The organism is Streptomyces johnsoniae (assembly GCF_031845565.1).
Classification (GTDB): Bacteria; Actinomycetota; Actinomycetes; order Streptomycetales; family Streptomycetaceae; genus Streptomyces; species Streptomyces johnsoniae.
Map to the genome: position 1 here is coordinate 37378 of NZ_JAVREV010000012.1, position 25383 is coordinate 62760.

At 74.7% G+C, this 25383-nt stretch carries 22 protein-coding genes and 1 pseudogene; 16 read left to right on the forward strand and 7 right to left on the reverse strand.

Annotated features, from left to right (window positions below; translation table 11 throughout):
• Nucleotides 1–31: 31 nt before the first annotated feature.
• Both RM779_RS21020 and RM779_RS21025 read right to left on the reverse strand, forming a co-directional pair.
• Nucleotides 32–214 (reverse strand): hypothetical protein, encoded by a 183-nt coding sequence (locus RM779_RS21020; protein WP_311619294.1) that lies wholly within the window; start codon nt 212–214, stop codon nt 32–34.
• Entirely contained in the window at nt 211–552 is a 342-nt protein-coding gene (locus tag RM779_RS21025) for a hypothetical protein (protein WP_311619295.1), read from the reverse strand. The genes RM779_RS21020 and RM779_RS21025 overlap by 4 nt, the downstream gene beginning before the upstream one ends.
• 180 nt (nt 553–732) lie before the next feature.
• Between RM779_RS21025 and RM779_RS21030 the strand changes: the two genes are divergently transcribed.
• On the forward strand, nt 733–1266 hold the full coding sequence (locus tag RM779_RS21030; RefSeq protein ID WP_311619296.1) for a TerD family protein: 534 nt from the start codon (nt 733–735) through the stop codon (nt 1264–1266).
• On the opposite strand, the gene RM779_RS21035 is transcribed toward RM779_RS21030, so the two are convergent.
• The 3 genes from RM779_RS21035 to RM779_RS21045 are packed head-to-tail and all read right to left on the reverse strand — an operon-like array spanning nt 1244 to nt 4498.
• Nucleotides 1244–1894: a phosphatase PAP2 family protein gene (locus RM779_RS21035; protein WP_311619297.1), complete on the reverse strand. Its 651-nt coding sequence runs from the start codon at nt 1892–1894 to the stop codon at nt 1244–1246. The two genes, RM779_RS21030 and RM779_RS21035, sit on opposite strands and share 23 nt — an antisense overlap.
• Complete coding sequence (locus RM779_RS21040; RefSeq protein ID WP_311619298.1) at nt 1891–2448, reverse strand: TetR/AcrR family transcriptional regulator; 558 nt, start codon at nt 2446–2448, stop codon at nt 1891–1893. The genes RM779_RS21035 and RM779_RS21040 overlap by 4 nt, the downstream gene beginning before the upstream one ends.
• 37 nt (nt 2449–2485) lie before the next feature.
• Entirely contained in the window at nt 2486–4498 is a 2013-nt protein-coding gene (locus RM779_RS21045) for an N-acetylmuramoyl-L-alanine amidase (RefSeq protein WP_394813353.1), read from the reverse strand.
• Nucleotides 4499–4728: 230 nt separating this feature from the next.
• Between RM779_RS21045 and RM779_RS21050 the strand changes: the two genes are divergently transcribed.
• The 4 genes from RM779_RS21050 (at nt 4729) to RM779_RS21065 (ending at nt 9367) form a co-directional block, all read left to right on the forward strand.
• The gene (locus tag RM779_RS21050; protein WP_311619299.1) at nt 4729–5514 is read left to right on the forward strand and encodes a trypsin-like serine peptidase; all 786 of its coding nucleotides are present in this window, start codon (nt 4729–4731) and stop codon (nt 5512–5514) included.
• Between the two features lie 141 nt (nt 5515–5655).
• On the forward strand, nt 5656–8250 hold the full coding sequence (gene clpB, locus RM779_RS21055) for an ATP-dependent chaperone ClpB (protein WP_311619300.1): 2595 nt from the start codon (nt 5656–5658) through the stop codon (nt 8248–8250).
• 110 nt (nt 8251–8360) lie between these two features.
• Nucleotides 8361–9047, forward strand: coding sequence for a YbjN domain-containing protein (locus tag RM779_RS21060; protein WP_394813354.1), 687 nt, complete (start codon nt 8361–8363; stop codon nt 9045–9047).
• The gene (locus tag RM779_RS21065; protein ID WP_311619301.1) at nt 9044–9367 is read left to right on the forward strand and encodes an MTH1187 family thiamine-binding protein; all 324 of its coding nucleotides are present in this window, start codon (nt 9044–9046) and stop codon (nt 9365–9367) included. Before RM779_RS21060 ends, RM779_RS21065 begins: the two co-directional genes overlap by 4 nt.
• Here the strand turns inward: RM779_RS21065 and RM779_RS21070 are convergent.
• Nucleotides 9340–12189, reverse strand: a complete 2850-nt coding sequence (locus RM779_RS21070; RefSeq protein ID WP_311619302.1) for an AfsR/SARP family transcriptional regulator — start codon at nt 12187–12189, stop codon at nt 9340–9342. The two genes, RM779_RS21065 and RM779_RS21070, sit on opposite strands and share 28 nt — an antisense overlap.
• A gap of 393 nt (nt 12190–12582) precedes the next feature.
• On the opposite strand from RM779_RS21070, the gene RM779_RS21075 reads away from it, so the two are divergent.
• The 11 genes and pseudogenes from RM779_RS21075 (at nt 12583) to RM779_RS21125 (ending at nt 24289) form a co-directional block, all read left to right on the forward strand.
• A complete protein-coding gene (locus RM779_RS21075) occupies nt 12583–14598 on the forward strand; it encodes a hypothetical protein (RefSeq protein ID WP_311619303.1) in 2016 nt (671 codons plus the stop codon).
• Nucleotides 14595–16529 carry a TOMM precursor leader peptide-binding protein gene (locus RM779_RS21080; RefSeq protein WP_311619304.1) on the forward strand — a complete coding sequence of 645 codons (1935 nt, stop codon included), beginning with the start codon at nt 14595–14597 and terminating at the stop codon, nt 16527–16529. Before RM779_RS21075 ends, RM779_RS21080 begins: the two co-directional genes overlap by 4 nt.
• 106 nt (nt 16530–16635) lie before the next feature.
• Nucleotides 16636–17400, forward strand: coding sequence for an AfsR/SARP family transcriptional regulator (locus RM779_RS21085; RefSeq protein WP_311619305.1), 765 nt, complete (start codon nt 16636–16638; stop codon nt 17398–17400).
• Between the two features lie 313 nt (nt 17401–17713).
• Nucleotides 17714–18286, forward strand: coding sequence for a DUF2617 family protein (locus RM779_RS21090; RefSeq protein ID WP_311619306.1), 573 nt, complete (start codon nt 17714–17716; stop codon nt 18284–18286).
• A pseudogene (locus RM779_RS21095) lies at nt 18283–19029 on the forward strand (spermidine synthase); the annotation flags it as partial. The gene RM779_RS21090 and the pseudogene RM779_RS21095, both read left to right, overlap by 4 nt.
• Before the next feature lie 139 nt (nt 19030–19168).
• On the forward strand, nt 19169–20200 hold the full coding sequence (locus RM779_RS21100) for an SRPBCC family protein (RefSeq protein ID WP_311619307.1): 1032 nt from the start codon (nt 19169–19171) through the stop codon (nt 20198–20200).
• A gap of 64 nt (nt 20201–20264) precedes the next feature.
• Complete coding sequence (locus RM779_RS21105; RefSeq protein WP_311619308.1) at nt 20265–21080, forward strand: aldose epimerase family protein; 816 nt, start codon at nt 20265–20267, stop codon at nt 21078–21080.
• An 11-nt stretch (nt 21081–21091) separates the two neighbouring features.
• Nucleotides 21092–21634: an orotate phosphoribosyltransferase gene (pyrE, locus tag RM779_RS21110; RefSeq protein WP_311619309.1), complete on the forward strand. Its 543-nt coding sequence runs from the start codon at nt 21092–21094 to the stop codon at nt 21632–21634.
• 220 nt (nt 21635–21854) lie between these two features.
• On the forward strand, nt 21855–22877 hold the full coding sequence (gene fbaA / locus RM779_RS21115; RefSeq protein ID WP_311619310.1) for a class II fructose-bisphosphate aldolase: 1023 nt from the start codon (nt 21855–21857) through the stop codon (nt 22875–22877).
• Nucleotides 22878–22942: 65 nt separating this feature from the next.
• Nucleotides 22943–23356 (forward strand): DUF3151 domain-containing protein, encoded by a 414-nt coding sequence (locus tag RM779_RS21120; RefSeq protein ID WP_077059935.1) that lies wholly within the window; start codon nt 22943–22945, stop codon nt 23354–23356.
• Nucleotides 23357–23452: 96 nt separating this feature from the next.
• On the forward strand, nt 23453–24289 hold the full coding sequence (locus RM779_RS21125; RefSeq protein ID WP_311619311.1) for a tryptophan 2,3-dioxygenase: 837 nt from the start codon (nt 23453–23455) through the stop codon (nt 24287–24289).
• Nucleotides 24290–24336: 47 nt separating this feature from the next.
• On the opposite strand, the gene RM779_RS21130 is transcribed toward RM779_RS21125, so the two are convergent.
• Nucleotides 24337–25380 (reverse strand): class F sortase, encoded by a 1044-nt coding sequence (locus RM779_RS21130; protein ID WP_311619312.1) that lies wholly within the window; start codon nt 25378–25380, stop codon nt 24337–24339.
• Nucleotides 25381–25383 lie beyond the last annotated feature (3 nt).

The following is a 25383-nucleotide window of genomic DNA, read 5'->3' on the forward strand; positions in this document are numbered from 1 at the left end:
CGGCGGCGGTCCGCCGGGCCTGCGGGTGACGTCAGCCGCCCCGCGTCATGGCGTCGCCGCGGATCGTCGTGCCCACCGGACTGCCGTCGGCCCACACGCACATCGGCGCGAGACCGTTCTGCCCCTCCTCCGACCCCTCGCCGAGGTCGAACATCCGGCACTCCATGATCGCGTCGCCGAGCCCGTCCGGGGTGACGCGTTCCGGCTCGCTCACCGTCGACGTGGTGCCGCTCGCGGCGTGCAGCTGCTCGTGTATCGCAGTGGATGCCCGCGATGGCCGCCTCCGGGTCGGCCGATCTCGCCCCACAGACCGGTGACGATCATCGACTCTCCCTCCTCGCCGCCCAGGGGATCGGCCGTGGTGCGGATGCCGGCGGCCGTCCCGGCGAGGGTGATGCCGAGGGCCGCCGTCTGCGCCTCGGGCAGCTCGGGCAGCTCGGGCAGCTCGGGCGGCGCCGCCTCGGCGTCCGTCGGCGAGAAGGTCCCGCTCGTCTCCGGCAGCACCAGCTCGTACGTGCCGTCCGCGGTCCGGTCCGCCTCGTTGTCACTCATGTCGGTTCCCCTCCGGGTCTGCGCCCCCCTCGCGAACGTCGGTGCGCGGGGCCGAGCGCCGGGCGTGTGCCCCGGGGCTTGCGCTCTGGCTCAACACGTAACAAGCGTTGCTTGTCGGCCGCTTCAGCGTGGGACGATGACAAGGGAGTCATCGGCTGCGGCAGTTGGAGGGGATGTCAGGTGAGCGGTCCCAGCAAGGGAATCGAGAAGGCCGACGTACAGATCAAGTGGGACCCGAGCCCGTCCGGCGCGGCGGCCCATGACCTCGACATCATCGCCGCCACCTACCGCGCGGACGACCCGCACGGCGTGCCGGTGTACCTCGTGCACTTCGACAGCCGTTCCCCGGACGGCACCATCACGCTGAGCCGGGACAGCACCACGGGGCAGGGCTTCGGCTTCGACGAGATCATGAGCTTCGAGTTCGAGCGGCTGGCCGAGTCCTACGGCCGGGTGGTCGTGGGAGTGGTGATCCAGCAGCGCGGCGGGCGGACGGCGTTCGGCGACGTCGCGGGCACGCGGGTGCGCGTCGCGGAGGGCTATATCGAGCTGGCGGAGGACGATTTCGCGTCGGTCGCGGGCGCGACGGCGGCGACGGTCGCCGAGTTCACCCGCGACGGCTCCGCGGGCTGGGCGTTCCGCAAGGACGTGCGCGGCTTCGACGTCTCCGGGCCCGAGGAGTTCAGCCGCGTCATGGGAGCTCCGCCGGCCTGACCGAGCGCCGCAGGCGGCGGCCGAGCGGCGGCAGCACCAGCAGGGTCAGGGCGGCGGCGAACAGCCAGCCCGCCAGGACGTCGGTGGGCCAGTGCACGCCCAGGTAGACGCGGGTGAGCCCGACCGAGGCGCCCCAGGCCGCGGGCACCGCGATGGCCAGCGCCCGGGTCGCCGTGCGGTGGCAGTACGGCAGCAGCGCGGCGGCCAGGCCGATGGCCGTCAGCGCCGCCGTCGTCGAATGTCCCGAGGGCATCGACGGGTTGTTGACGTGCGCGGTCCAACTCTCCGCGGGGGGCCGCGGCCGGTCCAGCGCGTGCACCAGGAGGAGGCGCAGCAACTGCCCGGTGAGCAGCGCCGCGAAGCCCGCCACCGCGCCGAGCCACCACGTCCGCGGCACGGTGAGCGCCCCGGCCAGGGCGGCCAGGAGGTGCGGGATCACCCGGTTCCCCGTGTCGGTGACGAACGTGGCCACGTCGATGCCGGCGGACGTGCGGTGGTCGAGCACCCAGCGGTGCAGAGCCGTGTCGGGGCCGAACGGCGCGCCGTCCCCGGCCGCGGCGAAGAGGATCAGCGCGGCGAGCAGCGTGGCGGCCACGGACGCGAAGAGGTGGCGGCGCGGCACGGTCACACCACCGCGCCGTTCAGGAACAGGCCCGTGGCGGCCTCGGTCGTCCGCTCGACGCCGAGGCCGCCACGCGAGGCCAGCGGCACGGCCGCCTCGATCAGGCCGGCGTACAGCGCGAGCAGCACCTCGGGCGGCACGTCGCCGCGCAGCGTGCCCTCGGCGGCGCCGCGCCTGAAGAGGTCGAGCACCGGCGTGCCCACCCGCCGGTCCACCTCGTCGCGGGGGACGTAGCCGCTGCCCGAGCGCAGGAACGCGGTGTAGCGGCTGCCCGTGCCGAGGAAGGCGCGGGTGAGTCTGGCCAGGGCCTCGGCGACCGGTACGGTGTCCAGGCGCGCGGCGGCGATACGTTCCGTCAGCTCGTCGAGCGCGGCCTCGCGGAGCGCGGCGAGCAGCGCCTCGCGGGTGGGGAAGTACCGGTAGAGCGTGGCGCGTCCGACGCCGGCGGCGCCCGCGATGTCGGCCATGGAGGCCGATTCGCCCCGCTCGGTCAGCACGGTGGCGGCGGCGTCAAGCACGGAGGTCGCGAGGTGGTCCCTGAGGGCCGGCTTCCTGCTCATCGGCGTGAGTGTACTTGCGCCCCACGCCGCGCAGCGTCTAGTGGGAGGAGCGGCGCAGTTCGACGTCGTCGGCGCGTACCCAGGCGATGCGGTGGCCGAGCTGAATCTGGAAGTACTCCTCGCCGCGCACAACTTGGTGTCCGGCCGGGTCGAACGTGACGGCCCGGTAGTACTCGCTGTCCGTGCGCAGGCCGACCGCGTACTCCTGGTCGGCCGGTATCTCGTACGACAGCGGAACGACCGGCTGTACCGGGACGTCCGCCGGGTAGGCGCCGGCCTCCGGGTAGGCGCGGCCGTGGACCGGGATGGTCGCGGCGCCGTCCTTGCCGGTGACCACCCAGCCGCGGGCGTTCACCGCGGTCGGCGCGTCCGCCGGGTTGTGGAACCACGCCTTCTGCCCGAGGTACCAGATCGCCGTCCACGCGCCGCGGCGTTCGGCGACGGCGAACTGCTGGCCCGCGGAGGCGCGGGCGCCCACGTCGTTCACGCCGGTGGAAGACTCGCCGTCGCCGGGGTGCGTGCCGGGGTCGCGGACCAGGGGCGCGTCGTGCGCGGGCGCGGTGTGCAGGCGGACGGCGGCCGAACCGTGCGGCGCGCAGGGGGAGCCGGCGCCCTCGCAGTCCTCGTACGCCGGGGTGTGCGTCTCGTAGTCCGGCGCGATGGTCACCAGGCCGCCGCGCGGGCCCGCGGTGGCGCGGAACGGGGCGCCCAGCAGATCGAAGTAGTGCGCCCAGTCCCAGTAGGGCCCCGGGTCGGTGTGCATGCCGGGAACGTTCGCGTCGGTCGGGCCCTGCACGTTGTCGTGGCCGAGGATGTGGTGGCGGTCCAGCGGGATGTCGTACTCCCGCGCCAGGTGGCGGACCAGGCGGGCGGAGGTGCGGTACATCGCCTCCGTGTACCAGGCGTCGGGGTCGGTCAGGAAGCCCTCGTGCTCCAGGCCGATGGACTTGGCGTTGACGTACCAGTTGCCGGCGTGCCAGCCGACGTCCTCGCCCGCGACGTGCTGCGCGATGTGCCCGTCCCGGGAGCGCAGGCTGTAGTGCCAGGAGACGTACTCGGGGTCCTGCACCAGGTCGAGGGTGGTCTCCCAGGTGGCCTCGGTGTCGTGGATGACGATGTAGTCGACGGACTGCGAGGCGGGCCGCCGCGCCTGGTCGTGGTTGCCGTAGCCGCCGTCGGCCAGCTCCTCGTAGGGGGCGGGCAGCCACGCGCAGGAGACGGAACGCGGGCACTCGACGCGCGGGTCGCGCGGGGCGGCGGGCAGGCCGAGCGCGTCGGCGGTGCGGGTGTCGGGGACGACGGCGAGCGGCGGGAGCGTGACGCGGTCGCCGGAGTCGGTGACGCGGGAGGCGCCCTCGTTGATGACGGCGTACACCTCGTCCGCGAAGAACTCCGCGGCCTCGCGGGTGCCCGCGCCCGCGTAGGCCGCGACCGCGCCGTACCAGTCGGCGGGGTCGCCGCTCGCGGGGTGGCCGAGGTCGCGCTGCGCGGCGGCCAGCAGCGCGGCGCCGCCGGCGACGTTCGCCGCGTTGCCGGTCCGCAGCTCCGCGGGGTCGAGGCCGGTCAGCTCGGCCGCCTCGGCCAGGGTGCGGAGGTCCGCCGGGACGGCCCCGGCGTCCGGGGCGTTACGGGGGCCGGGGGACGGCGGCGGGAGCGGCCGCGAGGTGTCGCCGCGCGCGTCCTCGGTGCCGTGCGCGTGGTGCCCGCCGGTCGCCTCGGATGCGGTGGCGAGGGCGGTGGCCGCGTCGGTGAGGTGCATCGGCCCGTAGCCGCCGGAGACGCTGGGCGCGCCGTCGTGGCCGTCCCACCGGGAGGTGAGGTAGGAGACGCCGAGCAGCACGCTCTCGGGCACGCCGTGGCGTTCCGCCGCGTCGGCGAACGCGCGGGCCAGGCCCGTGGCGTCGGAGTCGGCGCCGGCCGGTCCCGCCGTGGTCAGCAGCGGCAGGGCGGCGGCCAGCGCGGTGGCGGCGGCCACGGCGGAACGGCGGGCGGGGGGACGGGTGCGTCGCAAGGCGGGCCTCCCGGGGCACGGCTGGGTCGCCATGGGCATGATCATGCTGATGGCCGCGGGCGGCGGCGTCAATGCGCGGGAGTAAGCCGGCACGCGGCTTTCGCGCGCGCCCCGTCGCCGCCTGCGGCGCGGCACTGGTCCACACCGCTGAAGTCCCCGGGTTTTGCCGGGACTTTACGCCGCGGGGTCGTCGTCAACCCCGGCCGGGACCCCACTCGATCGGCGGACGGTAGCTGGACATGTCCGTTCCGTGAACACAGGGTGGGCTCATGAGAATTGCGCGTTCCCCGATACCCGTGGCGCTCGCCGCCGTGCTGCTCGCGTTCGGTGCCCGTCCGGCCGCCGCCGCGCAGCCGTGGGCCGAGGGGCCCGTCGGCACGGTCGGCAAGCTCATGTGGGACGCGGGCGGCGGGCGGCTCGGTCTCTGCTCCGGGGCCGTCGTCGACGCGCCGAACGGCAGCGTCGTCGCGACGGCCGCGCACTGCGTGCGCACCGCGGCCGGTCCCGAGCCCCCGGCGGAGGTGTGGTTCGTGCCCGGCTACCACCACGGCCGCGACACCTACCGCGAGGACGGCTGGCTCGTCACCGGCTTCCACACGCCCGAGGGCTGGGACGTGACGCGCGAGACCTCGGCGATCCTGCCGCACGACTACGCGTTCCTCACGCTCGGGCGCCGGGACGGGCGCACCGTCCAGGAGGTGCACGGTGCGAACCGCCTCGCGTTCGAGCCGGTGGCCGAGGGCGGTCGGGTGGCCGTGCTCGGCTATCCGGCGGTCGAGCCCTACGACGGGGAGACGCTGCACTACTGCGCGGGCGAGACGGACGTGCTGACCGCGGGCGAGGCCGAGGAGCCGAACCTGGGGGGACTGCTGCTGTCCGGCTGCGACATGACCGCGGGGTCGAGCGGCGGCCCGTGGCTCACGGACTACGACCCGGCGACCGGGTCCGGCACGCTCGTGGCCGTGATGTCGGTGGGCAGCGGGCAGGGGCACGTCGTGGGCCGCCCGTATCCGGAGGGCGCGCGAAGCCTGTTCGCCGCGGCGAGCGGCGGCTGAGCGGCCGCGGCGCCGCCGTCTTCCGTGTCCGGTGCTGCCCCGAAACCAGCTTGAGTGGAATAGACTCAACTTATCGCACGTTGCGTCTGGCAGACTCATGCATGCGCACGCACACGGGACCTACGGAGGAGTACCGCTGAAGTGAACGCCGAGCTGACCAACAGGAGCCGGGACGCGATCAGCGCGGCCAACGACCGCGCGCTGACCGGCGGGCATCCGGACATCACCCCGGCGCATCTGCTGCTCGCCCTGCTGACCGGCCAGGACAACGAGAACATCCAGGACCTGCTCGTCGCCGTAGACGCCGACCAGGCGGCCCTGCGCTCCGGTGCCGAGCGCCTGCTGACCGGGCTGCCCAGCGTGCAGGGCGCGTCCGTGGCCAAGCCCCAGCCCAACCGGGAGCTGCTTGCCGTCGTCGCCGACGCCGCGCAGCGCGCCAAGGAGCTGGGCGACTCCTACGTCTCCACCGAGCACCTGCTGATCGGCCTGGCCGCCAAGGGCGGGCAGACCGCCGAGCTGCTGGCCGCCCAGGGCGCGGCCGACCGCAAGCTGCTCGACGCCTTCGAGGCCGGCCGCGGCGGCCAGCGCGTCACGACGGCCGATCCGGAGGGCACCTACAAGGCGCTGGAACGGTTCGGCACCGACTTCACGGCCGCGGCCCGCGAGGGCCGTCTTGACCCGGTCATCGGCAGGGACCACGAGATCCGGCGCGTCGTCCAGGTGCTCTCCCGCCGCACCAAGAACAACCCGGTGCTCATCGGCGAGCCCGGCGTCGGCAAGACCGCCGTCGTCGAAGGGCTCGCGCAGCGGATGGTCAAGGGCGACGTCCCGGAGTCCCTGAAGAACAAGCGGCTGGTCGCCCTCGACCTGGGCGCGATGGTGGCGGGCGCGAAGTACCGCGGCGAGTTCGAGGAGCGGCTGAAGGCCGTGCTCGGCGAGATCAAGGACAGCCACGGGCAGATCGTCACGTTCATCGACGAGCTGCACACGGTCGTCGGCGCGGGCGCGGGCAGCGATTCCGCCATGGACGCGGGCAACATGCTGAAGCCGATGCTGGCGCGCGGCGAGCTGCGCATGGTCGGCGCCACGACGCTGGACGAGTACCGGGAGCGGATCGAGAAGGACGCCGCGCTGGAGCGCCGCTTCCAGCAGGTGCTGGTAGCCGAGCCGGGCGTGGAGGACTCCATCGCCATCCTGCGCGGCCTGAAGGGGCGGTACGAGGCGCACCACAAGGTGCAGATCGCGGACGGCGCGCTGGTCGCCGCCGCGGCGCTGTCCGACCGTTACATCACCTCCAGGTTCCTGCCCGACAAGGCCATCGACCTGGTCGACGAGGCGGCGTCCCGGCTGCGCATGGAGATCGACTCCTCGCCGGTGGAGATCGACGAGCTGCAGCGTTCGGTCGACCGGCTGAAGATGGAGGAGCTGGCCCTGGCCAACGAGTCGGACGCCTCCTCCCAGGAGCGGCTGGCCCGGCTGCGGCGCGAGCTGGCCGACCGCGAGGAGGATCTGCGCGGCCTGACCGCCCGCTGGGAGAAGGAGAAGCAGGGGCTCAACCGGGTGGGCGAGCTGAAGGAGCGCCTGGACGAGTCCAGGGGCCTGGCCGAGCGCGCGCAGCGCGACGGCGACTTCGAGGCCGCCTCCAAGCTGCTGTACGGGGAGATTCCCGCACTCGAACGGGAGCTGGCCGCCGCCTCGGAGGCCGAGCGGGAGGCCAAGCGGGACACGATGGTCAAGGAGGAGGTCGGCCCGGACGACATCGCCGACGTGGTGTCCTCCTGGACCGGAATCCCCGCCGGGCGGCTGCTTGAGGGCGAGACGGAGAAGCTGCTGCGCATGGAGGAGCAGCTCGGCCGGCGGCTGATCGGCCAGCACGAGGCCGTGCGGGCGGTCTCGGACGCGGTACGCCGCAGCCGGGCCGGCGTCGCCGACCCGGACCGGCCCACCGGCTCGTTCCTCTTCCTCGGCCCGACCGGCGTCGGCAAGACCGAGCTGGCCAAGGCGCTCGCGGACTTCCTCTTCGACGACGAGCGGGCGATGGTCCGCATCGACATGAGCGAGTACAGCGAAAAGCATTCGGTGGCGCGGCTGGTCGGCGCGCCCCCCGGCTACGTCGGCTACGAGGAGGGCGGCCAGCTCACCGAGGCCGTGCGGCGCCGCCCGTACACGGTGGTGCTGCTGGACGAGGTGGAGAAGGCGCACCACGAGGTCTTCGACATCCTGCTCCAGGTGCTCGACGACGGGCGGCTGACCGACGGGCAGGGCCGCACGGTCGACTTCCGCAACACCATCCTCGTCCTCACCTCCAACCTCGGCAGCCAGCACCTGATCGACCCGCTGACCAAGCCGGAGCAGCAGCGCGAGGAGGTGCTGGCGGCGGTGCGGGCCGCGTTCCGGCCCGAATTCCTCAACCGGCTCGACGACCTGGTGGTGTTCTCCGCGCTCACCGGCCAGGAGCTGAGCAGCATCGCGCGGCTCCAGACCGACGCGCTCCAGCGGCGGCTCGCGGACCGGCGGCTGACCCTGGAGGTCACCGAGCCGGCACTGCGCTGGCTGTCCGACGAGGGGAACGACCCGGCCTACGGCGCCCGGCCGCTGCGGCGGCTGGTGCAGACCGCGATCGGGGACCCGCTGGCCAGGAAGATCCTGGCCGGCGAGGTCAGGGACGGCGATACGGTCCGCGTGGACGCGGCCCTGGACGGCGGCCTGGTGATAACGGCGGACGGCCGGGAATAGCGGCCCGGGCCCGCACCCGCCCCGGACGGCGCCGTTCCCGCGGTTGCCAGACCGGGGCGGGTGTGGGAGAGGATGGGGAGGCTTCCCCATCCGCACGAAGGGACTCACCTGTGTCTGTCGATCCGTCCGCCATCCCGAACTTCGGGGGTAAGCCGGGCAAGCCGGACAAGCAGGGCCAGCAGGGCCAGCCGCAGCAGGCGGGCAGGCCCACGGGGCCGATCATGCCGAACCAGGAGCTGGTCAAGCAGCTGCTGGACCGCATGAAGCTGAAGCACACCGTGGACAAGTCGGGTGACCTGCTCGCGCCGTGGAAGCACTACCGCGTGTACTTCATGTTCCGCGGCGAGGAGCGGCAGCGGGTGCTGACGGTTCGCACCTTCTACGACCGGCCGCACACCGTCGACGACAAGCCGCGGCTGCTCCAGGCCATCGACGAGTGGAACCATTCGACGCTCTGGCCCAAGGTCTACACGCACACCAGCGACGACGGCACGGTCCGGCTCGTCGGCGACTTCCAGCTGCTGCTGGGGGCCGGGGTCGGCTTCGACCACTTCGTGGCCAGCGTGGTCAGCTGGGTGCGGGCCGCGGGCGAGTTCGACAAGTGGCTCGTCGACCGGTTCGGGCTGGCCAAGGACGAGGACGAGGAGTCCACGGCTGAGCCCGCGGAGGACGCCAGGAACGCCGAGGGGGCGGCCGGGGAGCCCGCGGCTTCCGGGGACTCGGGCGACGCCGGGGACTCGGGCGACGCCGGGACCGCCGGCGGCCCCGCGGGCGAGGGCACGGGGACCGCGCCGTGATCGTCGCGTTCTCCGTGACGCCCATCGGCACCGGTGAGAACGTGGGGGCCGAGGTCGCCGAGGCGGTTCGCGTGGTCCGGGAGAGCGGCCTGCCCAACCGGACCGACGCGATGTTCACCAGTGTCGAGGGCGAGTGGGACGAGGTGATGGCCGTGGTGAAGCAGGCCGTGGAGGCCGTCACCGCCCGCGCGGGCCGGGTCAGCCTCGTGCTGAAGGCCGACCTGCGCAGCGGCGTCACCGACGGCCTCACCGGCAAGGTCGAGCGGGTCGAACGGCTGCTTGCCGGGCCCGATCAGCCCGGCGGCCGCGAGGAGCGGTAGGCCCGCAGCCGTTCGGGGCCCACGCCCAGATCGCGCAGCCGGGTCAGCACCTCAGCCACATCCGGGCTGCCCAGCTCGTCCATGATGCGCAGCGCGTCGGCCCACGCCTCGCCCGCCGCCGCGTCGTTCCCGAGCGCGCGGTGCGTGTCGCCGAGCCGCTGGAGCAGCGCGGCCTCAAGGGAACGGTCCCCGAGCCCGGGGCCGCGCAGCAGGGACAGGGCCCGCTCGTAGGCGCGCAGGGCGTCAGGCCACGCGCCGAGCTGGTGCTGGACGTAGCCGAGGGAGTCCAGCGTCGCGGCGAGGCCGAGCGCGTCGTCCCCCTCCTGCTGGAGCCGGAGCGCCTCGCGGCAGTAGTCCAGCGCCTCCCGGTGCTCGCCCAGGCGGGCCAGCAGCCAGCCGACGACGTTCAGCGAACGTGCCTCGTCCGGCCCGTTGCCCGCCGCGCGGTACAGCGCGAGCGCGCGGCGCTCGTGGCCGAGCGCCTCGGGCAGCCGCCCGCAGTTCTCCAGCACGAAGCCGAGGTGCTGATGCGTCTCCGCCTGCCCCTGCCGGTCGTCGGTCGCCTCCAGCAGGTCCAGGGCGTCCCGCAGCAGGCTCAGCGCCTCGTCGTAGTGCAGGAACCTGGTGCTCAGCCGCGCCTTGTTGTTCAACGCACGGGCCTGCTCGCCGAGTTCGCCCAGGCGCAGGGACGCGTCGAGAGCCGTGTCCTGGACGCGGCCCAGGTCGTGCCAGTGGCCCTGCCGGTCGAGGAGGCCGGTGAGGACCCACGCCAGGGCGCAGACCAGCGTGTCGAGCTCCTCGGCCGCCGCCCCTTCGAACGCGTCCAGCAGGCAGGCCCGTTCCGCCGTGAACCAGGCCACCGCCGCGGCCTCGTCCGCGAACGTCTCGACGACGATGCCGTCCCGCGGTGTGCCGAGGTCGGTGGGCTGCCGCCAGGAGGGGCCGAGCTGCCGGTGGGCGCGGTGCGCCGAGTGCAGGTAGTAGTCCAGCACCCGCCGCGTCGCGGCGCTCCGTTCCGCCGCGTCGTCGGTGGCCGCGGTCAGCTCGCGCGCGTAGGCGCGCAGCAGGTCGTGCATGGCGTACCGGCCCGGTTCGCGTTCGGTCAGCAGCTGCGCGCGGCTCAGCTCGGCCAGCCGTGCCCGCGCGGAACGCGGCGGCAGCCCGGTCAGCGCGGCGGCCGAGAGCGGCGTCAGGTCGGGGCCCGGATGCAGCCCGCCGAGCCGGAACAGGCGGGCCGCTGCCGGGCTCAGCGCCCGGTAGGACCAGGAGAACAGCGCCCTGATGTCCGTGGCCGCCTCCCCCGCCTCCCCCGCGAGGGCGTTCAGGGGCTCGGGACCGCCGAGGCCGTCGGCCAGTTCGGCGAGCGAGCGCTCGGGGGTCGCGGCGGCCTGCGCCGCGACCACGGCCAGGGCGAGCGGCAGCCGCGCGCACGTGTCGATGATGCCGTCCACGGCCCGCGCGTCGGCGGCGAGCCGCCGCGGGCCGAGCCGGTCGGCGAGCATCTGCCACGCCTCGTCCCGGGTGAACAGGTCCAGGTTGACCGCCCGCGCGCCGAGCGAAGCGACCAGGCCGAGCAGCCGGTTGCGGCTGGTGACGACGGCCAGGCTGCCGGGCGATCCGGGCAGCAGCGGGCGGCACTGCGCGGTGTCCCCGGCGTTGTCCAGCACGACGAGCATCCGCTTGCCCGCCAGCAGGCTGCGGTAGAGCGCGGCCTGGCTGTCCAGATCGGCCGGGACGCGCTGCGGCGGCACCCGGAGCGCGGACAGGATGCCGCGCAGCGCGTCCGAGGCGTCGAGCGGCTCCCCGGCCGCGCCGAGCCCCCGCAGGTCGACGTAGAGCTGGCCGTCAGGGAAGTGCGCGGCGACGCGGTGGGCCCAGTGCACCGCGAGCGTCGTCTTGCCGATGCCGGCGCCGCCGTTGACGGTGACGATCACCGCGGCGCTCCCGCCGCCGTCGCCCTCGCACGGCAGCAGCCCGTCGAGCTCGCGGATCTCCGCCGCGCGTCCGGTGAACGACGTGACGTCCGGCGGGAGTTGCCTGGGCCGCACGTCCGGGGCCGCCGCCCGGGCCCCGAGGCCGGGGTCGCGGCGCAGGATGCGCTGGTGCAGCCGCCGCAGTGCGGCGCCCGGCTCCGCGCCCAGCTCGGCGGCGAGCCGCTGTCTGGTCCTGGTGTAGGCGGCGAGGGCGTCCGCCTGCCGCCCGGAGCGGTACAGCGCCAGCATCAGCTGTTCCGCGAGCGGCTCCGCCAGCGGGTGGTCGAGCACCGCCGCCGACAGGGCGGGCACCACGTCGGCGTGCCGGGCGAGCCGCAGTTCCTGCGCGAACCGGTCCGTGAGCAGGGTGACCAGCTCGCGTTCGAGGCCCACCCTGACGCCCTCCGCCCACTCGCCGCGCAGCCCGGACAGCGGTGTGCCGCGCCATAACGCGGCGGCTTCGGCCAGCAGTTCGGCGGCGCGTGCGGCGTCCTCACCTCCCGCGGCCCGCGCGGCCAGGTGGCGCGCGCGGTGCAGGTCGACGGCGTTCCGCGGAACGTCGAGCAGGTAGCCCCCGGCCCCCCGGCGCAGCACGGGGCCGCCGGCGCCGTCCCCCAGGCGCCGCAGCACCCGGCGGAGCCGGGAAATGTAGGTGTAGAGCACGTCGCGGACGTGTCCCGGCGGCTGGCGCGGCCAGACCCGGTCGATCAGGGTCTCCGCGGTCACCGCCCGGCCGGGCGACATGGCCAGCACGGCCAGAACGCACCGCTGCTGCGGAGGACCCGGGTCCAGCCGGGCGCCGTTCGCCGCCCGTAGCTCCACGGAGCCGAGCAGCCGTATCTCAACCATGCGTCATCCGTCCCCATCCCTCGGCGCGATCCGGCGTGCCGGCGCACGCGTCCCCCGGGAGTTTCCCGGTTATACCGTCGGGGACGCGCGTGCGTAGGCAACGGCGCGGGGGTGGCTGAATCGCCGTTTCAGAACCTGTCAAGGTATCCGACAAGCCCGTTCGCCGACGCTTGCGGTCGGGTTTCTTCGCCGCTCGGCCAGAAGGAGTCGATCTCGTGCAGGCAGTACGCAGATCACGCCGCACGTGACGGATCTTGAAAGAGGGAGGTGTTCCCCGGGCGTCCGTAGGGCAGCGTCGTCCGGCGGGACCAGAGCGGTACTTAAGGACGTTGGAGTTCTCTGTCAGATGATGCACACCACTGCGAAGGCCGCGTGGGACGAGGGAGCCCCGTCATGAAGCCGATCATGCGACACGACGTCTACCACGCCGCCACCGGCGACGGCGCGTACCTGCTCACCCCCAGTGGAGCCGTCCGGCTCGCGGGCGAGGCCGCGGGCCCCTGGCTCGACCGTTTACTTTCGAGCCTCGACGGCAGCAGGACCGTCGCGGAGCTGACCGAAGGACTGCCGCCCGACCAGCGGGAGTTCGTCGAACGGATGCTGCGGCGGCTGCGCGCCGCCGGCGTCGTGCGCGACGCCGCGCCCACGCGGCACGCGGAGCTGACCGCGGCCGAGGCCGAGGAATACGCCCAGGAGATCGCGCACATCACCGGGTTCACCGAGGCCGACGCCACCGCCGCGTTCGTCCGCCACCGCGCCCAGCGCACGCTGGTCGCGGGCGAGGGGCCGCTGCTCGCGGCCGTCGCGACCGCCGCCGTCGCCTCCGGCCTGCGCACCGTGCGCGTCGTCGCGTTCGACGACGACGACGACGGGGGCGGGCCGCGGCCGCGGCCGCGGGACTCGGGTCAGCGGCTGACGTGGGAACGGCATCCCGAGCCGCGCGACGCCGAGGCGATGACGGCGCTGCTCCACCGCGCCGACCTGGTGCTGCACGTCACCAGCCGCCCCGCCGACCGCGCCCTGCTGGTCGAACGGTGCGCCGCGCGCACCGGGGTGCCGCTCGCCCAGGCCGTCGTGCGCGGGCCCGAGGCGTGGCTGGTCCCCCTCCAGCGCTGGACGGGAACCGGCGGCGCGCCCGGCCGCTGGGCCGCCGCCCTGCCCCGGCTCGCCGCGCCCGCCGAGACCGTGACCGCCGCCCCGGGGCCCGCCGCTCGCCTCGCGGTGGCCGCCCGCCTTGTCCAGAGCGTGTTCCGCATCGTCACCGGCGCCGAACCGGCCCCCGACCGGAGCGAGTTGGTCACCATCGACCTCGCCACGCTCGCCGGGCGGCACCGGCCGTTCCTGCCGCACCCTGTCGCGCTGCCCGCCCCGGCGCCCGACCGGCCCCGCTTCGCCGAACGCGTCCGCGCCCTGCGCCGCGGGCCGCGGCTCAGCGGGCAGGCGTTCGCGCAGCGGGCCGCGAGCTGTACCGACGACCGGCTCGGCGTCTTCCGCTTCGTCGACTCCGACTGGGCGCAGTCCCCGCTGCACGTCGCCCGCGCCGTGGTGACGCGGCGACCGCAACTGAGCGCCATCGGCTTCGGCTTCGGCGAACTCCAGGCCCGCCACCAGGCCGCGCTTTCCGCCCTGGCCCGGTACGCCGCGGGCCAGTTCGACGCGCGGAGACTGCCGGGTCACGCCGACGGCGGCAACGGGGAGCACGGAGCCGGCGCCGCGGGGCCCGACGAGCCGCACGGGCCCGCGGTGCTCGGCTACGAACTGGCCGACCCGGGCCGCGTCCACCGCGTTCCGGTGGCGGACGCGTTCCCCGGGCTGCGGCCCTGGCGCCCCTCGGACGACCCGTTCTCGCCCGTCGTCGGCGGCCAGGACTGGCAGGAGGCCGTCACCGCGGGACTCCTCGCGCACTGCCGCCTGCTGACGCTGGTGCGGATGCGGGAAACCACGCGGCCCTACCCGCGCGTGCCGCTCGACGAGGCGCCGCTCGGCCGGGAGGGCGCCCGCTGCCGGGACATCCTCGCCGAGCTGGACGAACTGCCGGAGACCTACGACATTACCGGGCAACTCGGCGTGCCCACCTACGCGTTCTGCCGCGGGCCCGTCACCGTCGCCTGCGCCGCCGGGCTCACGGCCGCCGCCGCCCTGACCGACGGGCTGCGCCAGGTGCTGCTCGGCGTGCAGGCGCGCGCCCACCTCCAGACCGGCTACGCGCCGTTCCCCGTCGTGCCCGGGCTGCCCCACGCGCTGCGCTCGCGGGACGCGCACACCCCGGCCGTCAACCCGCCGCTCGACGTCGCCGCGGTGGCGGCGCGGCTCGACGCCCTCGGCCACACCGCGGTCGCGGTGCCGCTCGACCACGACCCCGCGGTCGCGGAACTGATGCCTTATCTCGTTCACGTGGTGGTGCTATGACCAGCCCCGAGACCATGCCCACCCGCGCCAGGATCTGCGTGCTCGGCTCCGGCGGCGCGCTGTACGACGCCGTCCTCGCCAGAAGCGGCGGCACCGCGGGGCCGCGCACGCTGCTCGTGGCCGTGCACGAGGGCTGGGACACGGCCCTGCACGACTCGGCGCGGCGCACCGCCGCCGACCACGGCATCGGCTGGCTGCCGGTGCGCACCGAGCTGAGCCACGCCGTCGTCGGCCCGCTCGAAGTCCCAGGCGGCACCGGCTGCGCCGACTGCGCCACGGCCCGCGCCCGCCGCGTCCGCCCGGACCAGGACGAACGCGACGCCGTCCGGCGGCGGCACGGCCGCGCGCTCGCGGCCACCGCCCCCTCGTGGCTGACGGGCACCGCGGCCGGGCTCGTCGCCGGGCTCGTCGCCGAGGAGGCGGAACGGCTGTCGGGCGCCGAGCCGGGCGCGCCCCGCACCCGCAGGGCGCTGCTGCGCGTCGCGCTTGACGACCTGTCCGTCACCCGGCACCCCTTCCTGCCCGAGCCGCTGTGCGAGGTGTGCGGCGACGTGCCCGCGGACACCGCGGAAGGCGCCGTCCCCGCCCTCAAGGCCCGGCCGGCCCACCGCCCTGGCCGCTTCCGCGCCCGGCCGCTGCGCGACGCGCTGCGCGAGCTGACCGACGCCTACGTCGACGACCAGGTCGGCCTCATCGCCTCCCTCGACGGCCACCGGGCCGGCGGCCTGGTCGTGACGTCCGCCCCGGTCGGTTTCCGCACCGGCCGCAGGACCGCGGGCCGCGGCCACGCGCCGACGGCCCGCGCCAGCCGGCTGTCGGCGCTGCTCGGCGCCGTCGAACGGTACGGGAACGCGCCCGGCGGGCGGTCCACCGCCGTCACGGCCACCTTCCGGGAGCTGGGCGACCGGGCCCTCGACCCGCGCGCCGCCGACCCGTTCGCGCCGGAGCCGTGTCAGGACCGCCCGCGCGCCTGGGTGTGGGGCTGGTCGTTCGCCAGGCGCGAGAGCGTGCTGGTGCCCCAGTCCCTGGCCTACCGCGACCCCGCCGCGGGCGGGCAGGCCGAGGGGCCAGGCGGCAGCGCGGTGGGCGGCAGCCTGGAGGAGGCGATCCTCCACGGCCTGCTCCAGGCCGCCCGGTGGGACGCGCTGCTGATGACCTGGTACGCCAGGCTCGCCGCCGCCGAGATCGACCTGGCGGCGGCGGCCGACCGCGCCGTTCCGCTGCTCGCCGCCACCGTTCGCGCCGAAACGGGCTACCGCGTCCGGGCGTTCGACGTCTCGGCGGAGCAGGGCATCCCCTGCGTGTGGGCGCTGGCCGAGAACCCCGCGGGGAACGGCGGGCCCGCCGTGGCGTGCGCCGGGGGCGCCCACCCCGACCCGGAGAAGGCGATCCGCCGGGCGCTGCACGACCTCGGCCCGGCGCTCGCGGCCCTGCTCGACGGCTACGCGGAGGCGGGCGCGGCGGAGCTGGCCCGCCGCATGGCCCAGGAGCCCGAGCTGGTGCGGACGGCCGAGCAGCACGCGCTGCTGTACGGCGATCCGGGCGCCGCGGCCAGGCTGCGCTTCCTCACCAGCGCGGCGCCCAGCCGCAAGCCGGTCGACATCGGCGCGGAGCGCGGCGGGTTCGCCGGGGACGACCTGCTCGGCCACCTGCTTGAGGCCGTCGGCCGCTACACCGCGCGCGGTATGGACGTCGTGGTGGTCGACCAGACCGCGGCCGAGCACGCCGCGGGCGGCCTGGCCTGTGTGAACGTGCTGGTGCCCGGTACGGTGCCGCTGACCTACGGGCACGCGCGCCGGCGCGTGGACCGGCTGCGGCGCCTCGCCGAGGTGCCGGTGCGGCTCGGGCACCGCACCAGCCCGCTGCCGCCCGCGGATGTGAACCCGCACCCGCACCCGTTCGGCGGCCGGGGGAGCGCGCCCGGCGCCTGAGTCCGCGCTGAACGGCGGCGGTCAGCTTCCGTCAAGCTTTCGCTCAGCCGCGGGGGGCAGGCTGAACCCCGTTGCATGTTCGGAGACTTCGGAACGGGGGATTCAGGTGTCCACGCCCACTGCGCTCCCCGGCACCAGGGCGCACGCATTCCGGCTGCTCGGGCCCTTCACCTTCATCAGGGAGGGCGCCCTGCCGCGGCCCATGTGGCCCAAGCCCCGGGCGCTGCTCGCGCTCCTGCTCGTCGCGGAGGGGCCCGTCACACTGGAACGGATCGGCGCGGAGCTGTGGCGGGGCGGGCCGCCGGACTCCGCGGTCGCCAATATCCGCGGCTACATCGGGCTGCTGCGCCGCGAGGTCGGGACCGCCGCGGTGCGGACCGGGCTCGGCGCCTATGAACTGGCCCTGCCGCAGGCGCGCCTGGACGCCGAGGAGTTCCGCGCGCTCGTCGACCGCGCCGAGGTGACGGCCTGCCCGCGGCAGCGCCGTGAGCTGCTTGAGGGCGCCCTCGGCCTGTGGCGCGGGCCGGCGCTCAGCGGCATCGAGCACGGTCCGCTGCTGGAGAGCTGGGTGGAGCGGATGAACGGCCACCGGCGGCGCGCGTTGCTCCAGGTCGCCGAACTATGCCTGGAAGCGCGGCAGTACGCCAGGGCGCAGGACGTGCTGCGGCAGCACCTGGTGGGCAGCCCGACCGATGAGGCGGCGTACCAGCTGCTGATGCGGGCGCTGCACGGCGCGGGCGACAGCAGCGCGGCCCTGGCCGTCTACCAGCAGGCGAACCGGCGGCTGGTGGACCACGGCCTCTTTCCCGGGCCTCAACTGCGGGGTATGCAGCAGGCGATTCTCAGTCATCTGCCGCTGCCCACCCCCTGAGCCGGCGGCGGTCCCGGGGCGGGCGTGGTACGGCCGGGATGTGAAGAAGGCTGGTGCGACGTTGGTATTCCGTGTGGTCTGTGGATCAACTGCGGGGGTGATTGGGGGAGTTCGCGGACGGTCTGGCTCAACTGTTCGTATGGCGGGCGGGTGCGGGGTGAACACCTGACCACCCTGTCCCCGACGGGATGGAAACCTGGCTAAGTTGGGTAAAAACGCTGTGGTGGCGGCGTGTTACGTGATTCGGTGGTCCCGTTGTCTCCGGAGGGTCGGTCCGCGCCACCCTCAACTGCGCGCATGCGGGAGCCGACCCATGCTCACCACGATTCACACCGCCTTCACCGACACCCGAGCGGGCGACCTGGCCTGGGCCCTCGGCCGGGAGCCGCTGCCCTCGCTCGCCACCCTCGACGTCGAACTTGCCGGGGCACATATCCAGTTGCGCGTGCTCGGCGCCTCCCATCAGGTGCTGCTCGACTGCCGCGAGGGCACCTGCTCCGAAACCGTGGCCTGCATGCCGGGCAGCAACAACCCGTTGCCGCTCGGTGTGTCCAAGCGCCTGGGAAACTTCGAATACGAGTTCGCGGCCCGCGTGGAGAGCCTGAGCGTGGGCTCGTTCGCGGGTCGCGCCCAGGAGTTGCTCGCCCTGGTCGCCGAACACCCGTACGGCCTCGCGGGCCTCTTTCCCGGTGATCCGAACGCGTTCACCGCGCTTGTGGTCCAGCGCAGGGGCGGCCAGTTCCACTGGCGGACCTGGCACGCGTACCCGCAGGAACGGTGTCTGGTGGCGACGAGAACCCGGGTGAGCGGTACGACGGATCACCCCAAGTCCACTCCTGTGGGTGACAAGGCCAACCCGAAGTGTGACGTAACGTTCGGTTCATGATCGATACAACCGGGCAGGCGGCCGCCCCGCGCTCAGCGACCGCCGTGCTCCCCGTATCGGCGGGCGCCGGGCGCCTCGTGGTCCTCGTCGCCGTCTTCGTCTGCGCCGCCTGCGGCCTCGTGTACGAACTCGAACTCATCGCGCTCGCCGACTACCTGGTGGGCGACACCGTCACCCACACCTCCATCGTGCTGTCCCTCATGGTCTTCGCCATGGGCATCGGCTCACTGGCCGCCAAGCGCCTGCGGGAGCGCGCCGCGCTCAACTTCGGGCTGATCGAGTCGCTGCTCGCGCTGGTCGGGGGCTGCTCGGCGACCGTGCTGTACGTCTCCTTCCTGCTGTTCGGCGAGGCGAGACCGGCGCTGCTCGCGTTCTCCCTCGCCATCGGCGTGCTGATCGGCGCGGAGATGCCGCTGCTGATGACGCTGATCCAGCGCATTAGGGAGCAGGACGCCGGCCGCGCGGTGGCCGACCTGTCCGCCGCCGACTACGTGGGCGCGCTGCTCGGCGGCCTCGCCTTCCCCTTCCTGCTGCTGCCGCTGCTCGGGAAGCTCAGCGCGGCGCTGTGCACCGGCGTGGTCAACGCGCTGGCCGGCGCGGTCATAGTCCTGTGGCTGTTCCGCGGCGATCTCTCCCGCGCCGCGCGGCGCCGGCTCGTTCTGCTGAACGCGGCGGTGATCGCCGTCCTGGTGTCCTGCTCCGCGGCCGTCGATCCGCTGGAGCGGGCCGCGGCCGAGCGGATCAGCGAGAGCCCGGCGTCCGAGTCGCGGCACGCCCGCGCCGCGGCCCTCGCCGTGACCTCACCGTGAGCGCCACGGCGCGGGGGGTGGCATTTGGCGCGACCAGTGCCTTATGTGCCGGGCAGTGGGTAGGCTCCGCGCCATGGAGCACGAGGTCTTCCTGCCCTATTCAGCCGAAGCCGTGCGGAGCGCGCTCGCCGCGCCCGACCGGGTGGTCCGGTGCGTTCCCGGGCTCCAGCTGGAGCCCGGCGCGGACCCGGCCGCGCCCGAGGGCAGGCTGCGGGTGCGCATCGGCTCCTCCAGCATCACCTACCGCGGCTCCATGTCGGTGACGGCCCGCGGCGACCGCCTCACCGTCGAGGCGCAGGGCGCCGAGGCCAGGGGCGCCGGCGAGGCGGCGCTCATGCTCAGTGTCGTGCCGCGCGAGGTCGAGGACGGCTCCGGCACCGCGCTGACCTTCCACGGCACCGTCGAGGGGAAGGGGCGCATCGGCACCTTCGACGCAGGTCAGCGGCAGGCGGCGGGCCGCCGCCTGCTGGATCGTTTCGCCGAGGCGCTGGCCGAGGAGCTGGCGCGGGCCGACGAGCCGGCCCCCGCGGCCGGCGGCATCGGGGAGCCGGACGACAACGAGCGGGTCATTCCCGGCATTCCGTCCGCCCCCGAGCCGGAGCCCGGGCCCGGCGCCGGGCCCGGGCGTACGGCGCGCGCGGGCGGCAACGAGACGGGGGCCGGTGCCGAGTCCGACCACGACGCCGCGTTCGACGCCGTGCTGGGCGCGGAGCCCGGTCTCGGCCGCGATCCGGATGCCGATGCGGGCCCCGGGTCCGACCGCGGGTTCGACGGCGGCGACCTTGACGCCGATCTCGACGCCGATCTCGACTCCGACCTCGGCGCCGGTCTTGACTCCGGTCCTGACCGTGATTTCGACCCGGGTCTCGATGACGAGGAGGATCTTCCGGTGCACGAGCCCGAAGCGGACTTCGCCCGGCGCACCATGATCGGCCGCAGCGCGGAAGAGGTGGATCACGCCCCGCCGCGCGGCCGGTACGCCCCCGAGCCCACGCCCGGCGGCGCCCCCGGCCCCGCGGCGGCGCTGCGCTGGGCGGCCCCGGCGGCCGCGCTGGCCGTGGCCACGGCCGTGGTCCTGACGCGGGCCATTCGCCGCCGCCGGTGACGCGAGGCGCCCCACACAAGGGCGTCATTATGATTTACGTACATCGAATCGTTATCGTCATGGGGTGACCACCCACGACTCCGATCGCGGAGTACGACTCCGCGCCGCCGACGCCGAGTTGACGCTGCGCCCCGATCAGGGCGGCCGCATCTCCTCGCTGCGGGTCGGCGGTACCGAGCTGTTGCGCCAAGGCGAACGGTTCGGCTCCTTCATCATGGCGCCCTGGTGCGGCAGGACCAGGGAAGGGCGGTTCAGGAACGGCGCCACGGCGCACGAACTGCCGCTGAACGCCGCCCCGCACGCCATTCACGGCACCGTCCGCCGCCGTCCCTGGCGCACCGTCCGGGCGGACGCCACCTCGGCGGCGCTGATCTGCGCACTGGCGGAGCCCTGGCCGTACGCGGGCCGCGTCACCCAGCTGGTCGAGCTGGCCGAGGACGGCGGCGGGCTGACGTGCACGCTCGGCGTGGAGACCGACGGCGACTCCTTCCCCGCCCAGGCCGGCTGGCACCCGTGGTTCCTGCGCAACCTGCGCCCGGGCGGCCCCGGCGTGGAGATCGGCTTCGACGCCGAGTGGCAGGAGGAGCGGGGCGCCGACCACCTGCCGACCGGCCGGCGCATCGCGCCGGAGCCCGGCCCCTGGGACGACTGCTTCGGCATGCCGGACGGGGTGGACGTCACCCTGACCTGGCCGGGGCACCTGGAGCTGAAGGTCCGCAGCCGGAGCCCGTGGGCGGTGATCTACGACGAGCAGGCCGAGGCGGTGTGCGTGGAGCCGCAGTCGGGGCCGCCCAACGGCCTCAACACCCACCCGCGCCTGGTCACCCCGCTGGAACCGCTGGAGATCTCCACGACCTGGACCTGGCGGACCCTGCCGTAGGGTCGGGTGCCATGAGCGTGCGTGACGAGCTGTTGCAGCAGATCAAGGACAAGGCCGTGGTGCACGGCCGGGTGGTGCTCTCCTCCGGGCGGGAGGCCGACTGGTACGTCGATCTGCGCCGGGTGGCCCTGGACGGCGAGGCCGCACCGCTGGTCGGCCGGACGATGCTGGACCTGACGGCAGACCTGGAGTACGACGCGGTCGGCGGGCTCACCCTGGGCGCGGACCCCGTGGCCACGGCGATGCTGCACGCCGCCGCGGCGGCCGGCCGGCGGCTGGACGCGTTCGTGGTGCGCAAGGCGGGCAAGGCCCACGGGCTCCAGCGCCGGATCGAGGGTCCCGACGTGGCCGGGCGCCGTGTGCTCGCGGTCGAGGACGCCTCGACCACCGGCAGTTCCGTGCTGACGGCCGTGGAGGCGCTGCACGAGGCGGGGGCCGAGGTGGTGGCCGTCGCGGTGATCGTCGACCGCGGGGCGGCGGCGGCCGTGGCGCGGACGGGGCTCGCCTACCGTTCCGCGTTCACGCTGGACGATCTGGGGCTCGCCGACGCCTGAAGCGCGGCTTGGCTGGTGCCTGCCCCCCGGTTTGCGCGCGGCTTGCGGCCCCGCGGCGCGCCGGGCGCACGGTGCGACGTGGCCGCTCCGGCCAGCGCATATCACCCTGCGTGATGGTTTCACGTGAAACTGTCGCGCGCTGTCCCGGTGGCGGCGGGCGTCTGGGAGGATATTCGGGCAGTCGAACGCCACGCACACGGCAAGAACACAAGGAGCGGACATGCCCATCGCGACCCCCGAGATCTACAACGAGATGCTCGACCGGGCGAAGGCAGGCCAGTTCGCCTACCCGGCCATCAACGTCACCTCGACGCAGACGCTGCACGCAGCGCTGCGCGGCTTCGCCGAGGCGGAGAGCGACGGCATCGTTCAGATCTCCACCGGCGGCGCCGAGTTCCTGGGCGGCCAGTACAGCAAGGACATGGTCTCCGGGGCCACGGCGCTGGCCGAGTTCGCGCATGTCGTCGCGCAGAAGTACCCGGTGAACATCGCGCTGCACACCGACCACTGCCCCAAGGACAAGCTGGACGGCTACGTGCGCCCGCTGCTCGCCATCTCCGAGGAGCGCGTGGCCCGCGGCGAGAACCCGCTGTTCCAGTCCCACATGTGGGACGGCTCCGCCGAGACGCTGCGCGACAACCTGGAGGTCGCCGAGGAGCTGCTGGCCCGGGCCGCCGCCGCCAAGATCGTGCTGGAGGTGGAGATCACCCCGACCGGCGGTGAGGAGGACGGCGTCACCCACGAGATCAACGACAAGCTGTACACCACCGTCGAGGACGCCCTGCGCACCGCGGAGGCCCTGGGCCTCGGCGAGCGCGGGCGGTACCTGCTCGCCGCCTCCTTCGGCAATGTGCACGGGGTGTACAAGCCGGGCAACGTCGTGCTGCGCCCCGAGCTGCTGAAGGATCTCCAGGAGGGCGTGGCCGCGAAGCACGGCAAGGCGAGCCCGTTCGACTTCGTCTTCCACGGCGGCTCCGGTTCCACCCGCGAGGAGATCGCCACCGCGCTCGGCAACGGCGTGGTGAAGATGAACCTGGACACCGACACCCAGTACGCGTTCACCCGGCCCATCGTCGACCACGCCTTCCGCAACTACGACGGCGTGCTGAAGGTGGACGGCGAGGTCGGCAACAAGAAGGCGTACGACCCGCGCAGCTGGGGCAAGCTTGCCGAGGCCGGGATGGCCGAGCGGGTCACCCAGGCGTGCGGCGACCTGCGCTCCACGGGCACCCGGCTCAAGTAACGCGTCCGCCAGGAGGCACAGGAAGCAACTGGGCCTTCCACCGCGGACCCGGCAGACTGGACATCATGGCCATTCACGAAGACCTGCTCGGGGGCCCGCCCCCGACGCACCTGCCCGACGATCCGGAGCCCCGCGAGCTGCTCGCGGCCGGTACGGCCCCCGCCGAGGTGGCCGCGAAGTACCCGGCGTCCTCGCTGGTCTGGGCCCAGCTGGCGGACGACGCGTTCGCCGAGGGCCGCAGCATCGAGTCGTACGCCTTCGCGCGCACCGGCTACCACCGTGGCCTCGACGCGCTGCGGCGCAGCGGCTGGCGCGGCCAGGGCCCCATCCCCTTCGAGCACGAGCCGAACCGCGGCTTCCTGCGCGCGCTCCACGCGCTGGCCCGTGCCGCGGCGGCCATCGGCGAGCAGGAGGAGTACGAACGCTGCGCGCAGTTCCTCCGCGACAGCTCCCCGACGGCGGCCGACACCCTGTCCTGACGGAGATCTCCCACCGAGGGCGCCCCGTGACGAAGCGGGGCGCCTTGTCCGTCGGCACCCGTACCCTGACGGCGACCAAGCCGTGAGGAGACAACGATGTCGCAACCGGTGACCGATTTCGGACAGAACGAAACCCCCTACGAGCGCTACGTCCAGGCGGACGTGCTCACCCACCTCCAGCGACCGCTGACCGACGATCCGGGCGAAATGGCGTTCCTGGTCACGACCCAGGTCATGGAGCTGTGGTTCACCGTGCTCGTCCACGAGTGGCGCACCGCCGTGGACGCGCTGCGCGCGGACCGGCTGCCCGCGGCGCTGGCGGCGCTCGGCCGCTCGGCGCAGGAGCTGCGGGCGCTGAACGCCTCGTGGGAGCCGCTGGCGCGGCTGACCCCGCGGCAGTTCAATGCCTACCGTTCCGCGCTCGGCGAGGGCTCGGGGTTCCAGTCGGCGATGTACCGGCACGTGGAGTTCCTGCTGGGCGAGAAGTCGCCCTCGATGCTGGTCCCGCACCAGGGCACGCCCCGGGCGCACGCCGAGCTGGAACAGGCGCTGCGCGCGCCGAGCCTGTACGACGAGGCGCTGGCGTACCTGGCCCGGCACGGCGCGGTGATACCCGACGAGGTGCTGCTCCGGGAGCGCACCGGACGGTACGAGCCGCATCCGGCGGTGGAGGCGGCGTGGCGGCGGATCTACGCGGCCGGCGGCGACGGCGGCCGGGGGACCGGTGCGGAGAGCGGGCCGCTGCGGCTGGGCGAGGCGCTGACGGAGGTGGCCGAGCTGGTGTGGCGCTGGCGGTCCGACCACCTGGCGGCGACCCGCCGCGCGATGGGCGGCAAGGCCGGCACCGGCGGTTCGTCCGGCGTGGAGTGGCTGGAGAAGCGGGCCCGCAGGTGGGTGTTCCCCGAACTGTGGACGGCGCGCGGCCGGGTGTGAACGCGTGCGGCGCCGCGGCCCGGTCGGGGCCGCGGCGCGGGGGGCGTTCACCCGGCGGGAACGCCGGGCGCGGGCACGGGTGCGGGCGCGGGCACCGGTTCCGGCGCGGCGGTGTCCTGGCCGGCGGTGTCCTGGCCGGCGGTGGCGGTCAGCCGGGCGTACGCGACGATGTTGGAGTCGTAGCCGCCGTCCTGCGTCCACCGCCCGCCGCAGGTGATCAGCCGCAGCTGCGGGCTGCCGACCGCGCCGTAGACCCGCTGGTCGGGGAAGTCGGACTTCGGGTACTGCTCGACCGAGTCCACCGTGAACACGGCCGTTCGGCCGTCGGCGCGGTCGATCTCGATGTTCTCGCCCGGCCGGAGCGAGCCGAGCCCCGCGAAGGCGGCCGGCCCGTCGTAGGTGTCCAGGTGCCCGACGAGGATGGCGGCGCCGCGTTCACCCGGCGCGACGCCTCCCGCGTACCAGGCGGCGCGCATCGCGTCCTCGACCGAGGGCGAGGGCGGCGCCCCGTCCGGTGCCAGGTCGGCGCCGAAGACCTCGACGTCGGTGGCGAGTTGCGGAATGCGGACCCGCGTCGGGTCGGCCCGCGCCAGCGGTGCGGCCACCACGTCCGAGGGCTGGCCCGATATGGAGGCGTCCAGGTCCGCGGTCGATCCCGCGTCCGGCGCCGCGGCGGGCGCGTCCACCGCGCCGGGCCGGGACACTCCCTCGGCGATGCTGCTGGAGGCGCGCGCCTCGCGGACGTCGTCGCCTGAGCCGGGCGCGAGCACCCCGGCGGCCACTCCGATGGCGACGGCGGCGACCGCGGCCGCCACCTCAAGCCGCCGGCTGCGCACCGACAGCCGCTGCTGCCGCGTCCGCGCCGCGGGGCGGCCCGGTGCGGGCGCGGCCGGCCGCGTGCGGCGGCGTGCGGCGACGGCGCCGCGGCCGGCCGCGACGGCGCGCTGGGCCAGGGCCCGGCCGGCCGCCGCGAGCCGCGGCGCGCGGTGGCGGATCTTCGCGGATACTTCGCCGGCGCGGCGGGCCGCGCCGGTCAGCTGCCGGGTGCGGGCGAGCGCCGCGAGCCGGGCCGGCCGTGGGGGGCGGGTCACGCG

What these genes read in the sequence shown, in the direction of transcription:
- RM779_RS21025 (WP_311619295.1), bottom strand. Translation starts at nt 552, where the DNA reads ATGAGTGACAACGAGGCGGACCGGACCGCGGACGGCACGTACGAGCTG.
- RM779_RS21040 (WP_311619298.1), bottom strand. Translation starts at nt 2,448, where the DNA reads ATGAGCAGGAAGCCGGCCCTCAGGGACCACCTCGCGACCTCCGTGCTT.
- RM779_RS21045 (WP_394813353.1), bottom strand. Translation starts at nt 4,498, where the DNA reads ATGCCCATGGCGACCCAGCCGTGCCCCGGGAGGCCCGCCTTGCGACGC.
- RM779_RS21050 (WP_311619299.1), top strand. Translation starts at nt 4,729, where the DNA reads ATGAGAATTGCGCGTTCCCCGATACCCGTGGCGCTCGCCGCCGTGCTG.
- RM779_RS21070 (WP_311619302.1), bottom strand. Translation starts at nt 12,189, where the DNA reads ATGGTTGAGATACGGCTGCTCGGCTCCGTGGAGCTACGGGCGGCGAAC.
- RM779_RS21075 (WP_311619303.1), top strand. Translation starts at nt 12,583, where the DNA reads ATGAAGCCGATCATGCGACACGACGTCTACCACGCCGCCACCGGCGAC.
- RM779_RS21080 (WP_311619304.1), top strand. Translation starts at nt 14,595, where the DNA reads ATGACCAGCCCCGAGACCATGCCCACCCGCGCCAGGATCTGCGTGCTC.
- RM779_RS21090 (WP_311619306.1), top strand. Translation starts at nt 17,714, where the DNA reads ATGCTCACCACGATTCACACCGCCTTCACCGACACCCGAGCGGGCGAC.
- RM779_RS21100 (WP_311619307.1), top strand. Translation starts at nt 19,169, where the DNA reads ATGGAGCACGAGGTCTTCCTGCCCTATTCAGCCGAAGCCGTGCGGAGC.
- pyrE (WP_311619309.1), top strand. Translation starts at nt 21,092, where the DNA reads ATGAGCGTGCGTGACGAGCTGTTGCAGCAGATCAAGGACAAGGCCGTG.
- fbaA (WP_311619310.1), top strand. Translation starts at nt 21,855, where the DNA reads ATGCCCATCGCGACCCCCGAGATCTACAACGAGATGCTCGACCGGGCG.
- RM779_RS21120 (WP_077059935.1), top strand. Translation starts at nt 22,943, where the DNA reads ATGGCCATTCACGAAGACCTGCTCGGGGGCCCGCCCCCGACGCACCTG.
- RM779_RS21125 (WP_311619311.1), top strand. Translation starts at nt 23,453, where the DNA reads ATGTCGCAACCGGTGACCGATTTCGGACAGAACGAAACCCCCTACGAG.